Here is a 6,050-nt window from a genome sequence, read left to right on the forward strand (position 1 = left end):
GCCGGTCGAGGCGGCTTTCGGCGTTCAGTCGAACAGGTTCAGCGTCTGCGGCGGGCTCGCCGCCGCGGGTTCCGCCACGTGACACTTGCGGCAGCGCGGCTCGTAGGCCCCCGCCGCGCCCACCACCACCCGCTCCTCGCTGCCGATGATGCGCTGCGAACGGTTGGCCGGGTTCCCGCACACCGCGCAGATGGCCAGCTCCTTCGTCACGTACTCCGCCACCGCCATCAGCTGCGGCATGGGCTCGAAGGGGCGCCCCTGGTAGTCCTGGTCCAGGCCCGCGCAGATGACGCGCATGCCCTTCTGGGCGAGCGCCTCGCACACCTGCACCACCTCTCCGCCCAGGAACTGGACCTCGTCGATGCCCACCACCTGCGTGTCGGGGGACAGGTGCCGGAAAATTTCTTCAGCCCTCTCAATGGGCAGGGACGTCAATTTCAACTGGGAATGGCTCACCACCTGCGTGTCGTCATAGCGGGTGTCGATGCGCGGCTTGAACACGCGCACCTTCTGCCGGCCGTACAGCGCGCGCTTGACGCGGCGGATCAACTCCTCCGTCTTGCCGGAGAACATCGAACCGCAGATGACCTCTATCCACCCGATATCTTTGGGGAATTGATGCAAGGCACGCTCGTCGGGGAGGGGCTGGGCGGGGCCAATCTCGGCGACCCACCCCCTCGCGTCAATTTCGTTTCCGGCGGCGCAAGCCCCCGCCTCCGCCGCCTGCCCGGCTGCTTCCCGGCAAGTCCCGGAAGCCCTGGCAAGGGATTTGAATAGCCCCACCCCAGGTAGCACGGACGGGAACCCTGGGGGTGGGGCGTGGCGGCGACGGCGAATGAGGTGCAGGCGGAGGGGTGGGCGCAGCAGGCTTCTTTCTACACGTCACCGGCGTCGGTGGCGCTGCTCATGCTGAACCTGCTGGACGGGCTGTTCACCCTGCTCTTCCTGCAGCTGGGGGTGGCGGAGGAGCTCAACCCGGTGATGCGCGTGGCGTACGAGCAGTCGCCGCTCCTCTTCATGTTCTCCAAGCTGCTCATCGTCAACGCGGGGCTGTGCCTGCTGTGCCTGCACCGCCGGCTCAAGGCCAGCCGCCTCGCCATCCGCGCGGGCGCCGTCGTCTACGCCATCATCGTCGTCTACCACCTGGCCTTCCTTACCCACCTGGTGAGTCATTGGCCCTTCGGGGCATGACGGCTGGAGGACCAGTGAACGGTCCCCGGCGCGACAGGTAGGGGGTGCTTGCTTTTCACCGCCCGCCTGTCCCAGGCTTCCCCGTAGCTCCGGCCTTCCAGGTTCGGGGGGGGACCATGAACATCACCGACGTCCGGGTGTTTCCGGTCGAAGAGGACAAGCTCAAGGCGTACGTCACCATCACCCTGGATCACTGCTTCGTCGTGCGCGACCTGAAGGTGATCCACGGCTCCACCGGGCTCTTCATCGCGATGCCCGCGAAAAAACGGAAGGACGGGACCTACAAGGACATCGCGCATCCGCTGAACGCGGACACGCGCAGCCAGATGGAGCGGGTCATCCTCATCGAGTACGAGAAACACCTTCACCAGGCGCAGAACGGGACGCTCGGCCCCGTGGCGGCTGAACTCGACTAACGAACTTCCCTTCGGGGCGCGCACGGGTTAGTCAGCGCCCCCATGCAGCCGTCGCGTGACTTCAAGGTGTTCGCCGGGAACTCCAACCCGGCGTTGGCGCAGCGCATCTGCGAGTACCTCCAGCGTCCGTTGGGCAAGGCGACGGTGGACACGTTTTCAGACGGGGAGATCCACGTCGAGATCGGCGAGAACGTGCGTGGGCAGGACGTGTTCATCGTCCAGTCCACGTGCCCGCCGGCGAACCACCACCTGATGGAGCTGCTCATCATGTGCGACGCCCTGAAGCGGGCGAGCGCCGGCTCCATCACCGCCGTGATGCCGTACTACGGCTACGCGCGGCAGGACCGGAAGGTGGCGGCCCGCACGCCCATCACCGCCAAGCTGGTGGCGGACATGCTGGAGGTCGCGGGGGTCAACCGGGTGGTGTCCATGGACATGCACGCCGGGCAGATCCAGGGCTTCTTCAACATGCCCTCGGATCACCTCTACGGGTCGCCGGTGTTCCTGGAGGACATCCGCAAGCGCTTCCCGGAGCCGACCGAGCTGGTCATCGTCAGCCCGGACGCCGGCGGCGTGGAGCGCGCGCGCGCCTACTCCAAGCGGCTGAACACGGGCCTGGCCATCATCGACAAGCGCCGCCCCCGCCCCAACGCCTCGGAGGTGATGAACCTCATCGGCGACGTGAAGGGCAAGGACGCCATCCTGGTGGACGACATGGTGGACACGGCGGGCACGCTCGCCCAGGCCGCCGCGGCGCTGAAGGACAAGGGCGCGCGCCGGGTGGTGGCGTACGCGGTGCACCCCATCCTGTCCGGCCCCGCCATCCAGCGCATCACGGACTCCGTGCTGGAGGAGGTCGTCTTCACGGACACGGTGCCGCTGGCGGCCAACGCCAGGGCGTGCCCGAAGATCCGCGCCCTGAACACCGACTCCCTCTTCGGCGAGGCCATCGCGCGCATCCACCGCGCGGACTCGCTGAGCTCGCTGTTCGTCTAGGCGCAGCGACCGCCCGCGGCCGGGCGGCTTGACGAAGGCCCCCGGGGGCTGGCATGTCCGGCCCCCTCCACCGGTTCCACGGGGCGGAAGCACGCCCCGGGCGCCGTCTTCGGGGCCCACCATGGGGGTGGGATGCCGAGGGCGCCCAGACGCCGGTGAACCCGCGGTACCCACCGAAAAGAGAGCCTTTCCATGGCCACCGACAAGAGCACCCTCGAAGCCCAGGCCCGTGACAACTCCGGCAAGGGCGTCGCCCGCCGCCTGCGCGCCCAGGGTCGCATCCCCGCCGTCGTCTACGGCAAGCACCTGAAGGCGCCGCTGCACGTCTCCGTGGACCCCAAGGGCATCCGCACGGCCATCAACACCCCGCACAAGCTGAACACGCTCATCCAGCTGAAGCTGGCGGGCAACGAGCAGCAGGTCCTCCTGAAGGACTACCAGATGGATCCGCTCACCCGCGACATCCTGCACGCGGACTTCATCGCCGTGAGCGAGAAGGAGCAGGTCAAGGTGAACATCCCCGTGGTGCTCACCGGCAAGGCCGCGGGCGTGGCCGACGGCGGCCTGCTCACCCAGGTGCGCCGCAACCTGGAGGTCTGGGCCCTCCCCGGCGCCATCCCGCTCCAGATCGAGGTGGACGTCACCCACCTGAAGATCGCGGAGGCCCTCCACGTGAACGACGTGAAGCTCCCCGAGGGCGTGTCCGTGAAGACGCACGTCAACTACACCATCGCGACCATCTCCGCGCCGGAAGCGGCGGAGGCGACTCCGGCGGCGGCTGCCGCCGCGGCGCCGGCGGCGGGCAAGGCGGGCGACGCGAAGGCGGGCGACGCGAAGGCCCCCGCGGCGGCCGCGGCCAAGGCCCCGGCGAAGAAGTAGTCCCCTTCCGCCATCCGGTCTCTGTTCGCGGGGCGGGCCTCTTCCAGGGCCTGCCCCGCTGTCTTTTCTGGCCTCCCCTGGCGGCGGCCTTCTGGTTCGGAGCCTTCCATGAAGCTCATCTGCGGGCTGGGCAACCCCGGGCGCGAATACGAGCGCCACCGCCACAACGTCGGGTTCATGGTGGTGGACGCGCTGCTCGCCCGCGCCCGCGCGGAGCTCACCCAGGACAAGTTCCAGGCGCGGGTGGGCCAGGGAAGCCTGGGCGGCGAGCGCATCCTCTTCGTGGAGCCGCAGACGTACATGAACCTGTCGGGGCGCTCCGTGGCGGAGGCCGCGCGCTTCTACAAGATCCCCGTGCAGGACGTGCTGGTGGTGCACGACGAGTTGGACCTGCCCTTCGGGCGGCTCCAGCTCAAGGCGGGCGGCGGCGCGGGCGGGCACAACGGCCTCAAGAGCCTGGTGCAGTGCCTGGGCGAGGACGCCTTCATCCGCGTGCGGGTGGGCATTGGCAAGCCGGAGGGGCCCAACGCCAGGGAGCGCGTGGCGGGCTACGTCCTGTCCAACTTCGACGACGGCGAGCGCCGCCAGTTGGAGGAGCTCATCGGCAAGGCGGCGGACATGGCGGAGAGCTGGGTGCGCGACGGGCTCGCCACGGCCATGAACCGCCACAACCGCCGGGCCTGAAGCGGCGGGCCGGCCGCCTGGCCCCTTCCCTCCGCTTGACTTTCCGGGAGGGGTCCTCTTAGAAGCCCCCTTCCCCCGGAGGGGCGTCCCGCGCTCCATCCGGTGGATGTTCTTTCAAAGCTTCCCGTGTTCACGCACGGGCCAAGGCGCGACGGTGGCGGGCGCGCGAGAGGATTTCCCGTCCCCGGTGGTGGCCTTCGAGGGCCGCCGGCCGTTTCCCCGCTCCCCGGATGGTCCGGGGGGCACTCGACCCCAAGGGGAGAGAAACATGGCAGAGACGCAGGCCGCCAAGCGGCTTCGTGAGTACGAGACCATCTTCCTGGTCAAGCCGGACCTGACCGACGACAACGTGGACAAGCTCAAGGAGCGCGTCCGCGGCATCGTTTCGCGCGAGGGTGGCAAGGTCCTCCGCTTCACGGTGTGGGGGAAGAAGAAGACGCTGTTCCCCGTGGCCAAGCAGCCCCGCGCCATCTACGTCCACACGAGCTTCCTGGGTGACGGCAAGCTGGTGGCGGAGATCGAGCGCAACCTGCGCAACCTCGACGAGGTCACCCGCTACATCTCCGTGAAGATCGCGGACGAGGTGGACCCCGAGTCGCGTCCGGTGCTCGAGGATCTCAAGCTGGCCGGCGACGTCGAGGAGACCCGTCCGGGCGCTCCGGCGGACCGCGAGGGTGGCTTCCGCGGCGAGGCTCCCGAGTTCGCGGGTGGCGATTCGGAAGAGGAGTCCTCCGAGGAGGCGTAACGCCTCCGTCGGGACCTTCCCCCAACCTTCCAGGAAACGAGAACGTTCATGAGCAACGGCATGGATAGCAAGCAGGGTGCGGGCGCTTCCCGCGGCCCCGGTGGCGGTGGCGGCTACGGCGGCGGTTCGCGCGGTGGCGACCGTGGCGGCGATCGCGGCGGTGACCGCGACCGGGGTGGTGATCGCGGCGACCGCGGCATGGGCGGCGACGACGACAAGCGCGGCGGTCGCGGCTTCGGCCGCAAGAAGGTCTGCCGCTTCTGCGCGGAGAAGAACGCGCAGGTGGACTTCAAGGACCAGGCGACGCTGAAGTACTTCGTCACCGAGCGCGGCAAGATCATCCCCCGCCGCATCTCCGGCAACTGCGCGAAGCACCAGCGTGAGGTGGCGGTGGCCATCAAGCGCGCCCGCGGCATCGCGCTCCTCCCCTACAACGCGGTGGTCGGCTAGTCGCCGGTCCGCAACACAGGAGCCAGGAACATGAAGGTCATTCTGCGTGAGGACATCGACAACCTCGGCAAGTCCGGCGAGCTCGTCACGGTGAAGGACGGCTACGGCCGCAACTTCCTGCTGCCGCGCAAGAAGGCGGTGCTGGCCAGCGAGCAGAACCTGCGCCAGCTGGAGCACGAGAAGGCCGTGCAGGCCGCCCGCAACGCCAAGCTGAGGGGCGCCGCCGACGAGCAGGCCAAGAAGCTGGGCAACGTCAAGGTCACCGTCAAGCGCAAGGTGGGCGAGCAGGACAAGCTGTTCGGCTCCGTCACGGTGCTGGACATCGCCGAGGCGCTCGCGGCCCAGGGCCAGCAGGTGGATCGCCGCCAGCTGCACCTGGCCGAGCCCATCAAGTCGCTGGGCAGCTACGACGTGGAGCTGCGCCTGCACCGCGAGGTGACGGCGAAGATCAAGGTCGACGTGGTGGCCGAGTAGTCCACCGCCTCACCTGAAGCGCTCCATCGCTTCGAGAAGAGGGCCGTCCGGGCGACCGGGCGGCCCTTTTCGCGTCTGGCGGGGCCACTCGCGGCGCCCCGGGCGTCCGGCTCGCGCCGCCCCAGGTCCGCCTCACGGCATCCGCGCGGAGGGGCGGCCCGGGCGTGGGTACTTCCACCACGGACACCGCCTGGAGGTCCCACCGCATGAGCGCC

9 protein-coding genes are annotated in these 6,050 nt (G+C 69.1%); 8 read left to right on the forward strand and 1 reads right to left on the reverse strand.

The features are described from left to right. Window positions 1-24: 24 nt before the first annotated feature. Window positions 25-624, reverse strand: coding sequence for a thymidine kinase (locus U8525_RS19815; protein ID WP_374267828.1), 600 nt, complete (start codon window positions 622-624; stop codon window positions 25-27). A 195-nt stretch (window positions 625-819) separates the two neighbouring features. On the opposite strand from U8525_RS19815, the gene U8525_RS19820 reads away from it, so the two are divergent. The 8 genes from U8525_RS19820 to rplI all read left to right on the forward strand — a co-directional run bounded on the left by U8525_RS19820 (window position 820) and on the right by rplI (window position 5,835). Further along, window positions 820-1,191, forward strand: a complete 372-nt coding sequence (locus tag U8525_RS19820) for a DUF5658 family protein (protein WP_374267829.1) — start codon at window positions 820-822, stop codon at window positions 1,189-1,191. A 116-nt stretch (window positions 1,192-1,307) separates the two neighbouring features. Beyond that, window positions 1,308-1,607, forward strand: a complete 300-nt coding sequence (gene spoVG / locus U8525_RS19825) for a septation regulator SpoVG (protein ID WP_014395244.1) — start codon at window positions 1,308-1,310, stop codon at window positions 1,605-1,607. 42 nt (window positions 1,608-1,649) lie between these two features. Then, window positions 1,650-2,603: a ribose-phosphate pyrophosphokinase gene (locus U8525_RS19830; RefSeq protein ID WP_374267830.1), complete on the forward strand. Its 954-nt coding sequence runs from the start codon at window positions 1,650-1,652 to the stop codon at window positions 2,601-2,603. A 192-nt stretch (window positions 2,604-2,795) separates the two neighbouring features. Continuing rightward, on the forward strand, window positions 2,796-3,482 hold the full coding sequence (locus U8525_RS19835; RefSeq protein WP_374267831.1) for a 50S ribosomal protein L25/general stress protein Ctc: 687 nt from the start codon (window positions 2,796-2,798) through the stop codon (window positions 3,480-3,482). A gap of 108 nt (window positions 3,483-3,590) precedes the next feature. Then, the gene (gene pth / locus U8525_RS19840; RefSeq protein ID WP_374267832.1) at window positions 3,591-4,166 is read left to right on the forward strand and encodes an aminoacyl-tRNA hydrolase; all 576 of its coding nucleotides are present in this window, start codon (window positions 3,591-3,593) and stop codon (window positions 4,164-4,166) included. Between the two features lie 268 nt (window positions 4,167-4,434). Beyond that, the gene (gene rpsF / locus U8525_RS19845; RefSeq protein ID WP_374267833.1) at window positions 4,435-4,911 is read left to right on the forward strand and encodes a 30S ribosomal protein S6; all 477 of its coding nucleotides are present in this window, start codon (window positions 4,435-4,437) and stop codon (window positions 4,909-4,911) included. Between the two features lie 48 nt (window positions 4,912-4,959). Further along, entirely contained in the window at window positions 4,960-5,361 is a 402-nt protein-coding gene (rpsR, locus tag U8525_RS19850) for a 30S ribosomal protein S18 (protein WP_223644587.1), read from the forward strand. 30 nt (window positions 5,362-5,391) lie between these two features. Continuing rightward, on the forward strand, window positions 5,392-5,835 hold the full coding sequence (rplI, locus tag U8525_RS19855; protein ID WP_374267834.1) for a 50S ribosomal protein L9: 444 nt from the start codon (window positions 5,392-5,394) through the stop codon (window positions 5,833-5,835). Window positions 5,836-6,050: the final 215 nt, after the last annotated feature.

Source organism: Corallococcus sp. RDP092CA (assembly GCF_041903675.1).
In the GTDB taxonomy this organism is placed as follows: domain Bacteria; phylum Myxococcota; class Myxococcia; order Myxococcales; family Myxococcaceae; genus Corallococcus.

What these genes read in the sequence shown, in the direction of transcription:
- rplI (WP_374267834.1), top strand. Translation starts at nt 5,392, where the DNA reads ATGAAGGTCATTCTGCGTGAGGACATCGACAACCTCGGCAAGTCCGGC.
- spoVG (WP_014395244.1), top strand. Translation starts at nt 1,308, where the DNA reads ATGAACATCACCGACGTCCGGGTGTTTCCGGTCGAAGAGGACAAGCTC.
- rpsF (WP_374267833.1), top strand. Translation starts at nt 4,435, where the DNA reads ATGGCAGAGACGCAGGCCGCCAAGCGGCTTCGTGAGTACGAGACCATC.
- U8525_RS19835 (WP_374267831.1), top strand. Translation starts at nt 2,796, where the DNA reads ATGGCCACCGACAAGAGCACCCTCGAAGCCCAGGCCCGTGACAACTCC.
- rpsR (WP_223644587.1), top strand. Translation starts at nt 4,960, where the DNA reads ATGAGCAACGGCATGGATAGCAAGCAGGGTGCGGGCGCTTCCCGCGGC.
- pth (WP_374267832.1), top strand. Translation starts at nt 3,591, where the DNA reads ATGAAGCTCATCTGCGGGCTGGGCAACCCCGGGCGCGAATACGAGCGC.
- U8525_RS19830 (WP_374267830.1), top strand. Translation starts at nt 1,650, where the DNA reads ATGCAGCCGTCGCGTGACTTCAAGGTGTTCGCCGGGAACTCCAACCCG.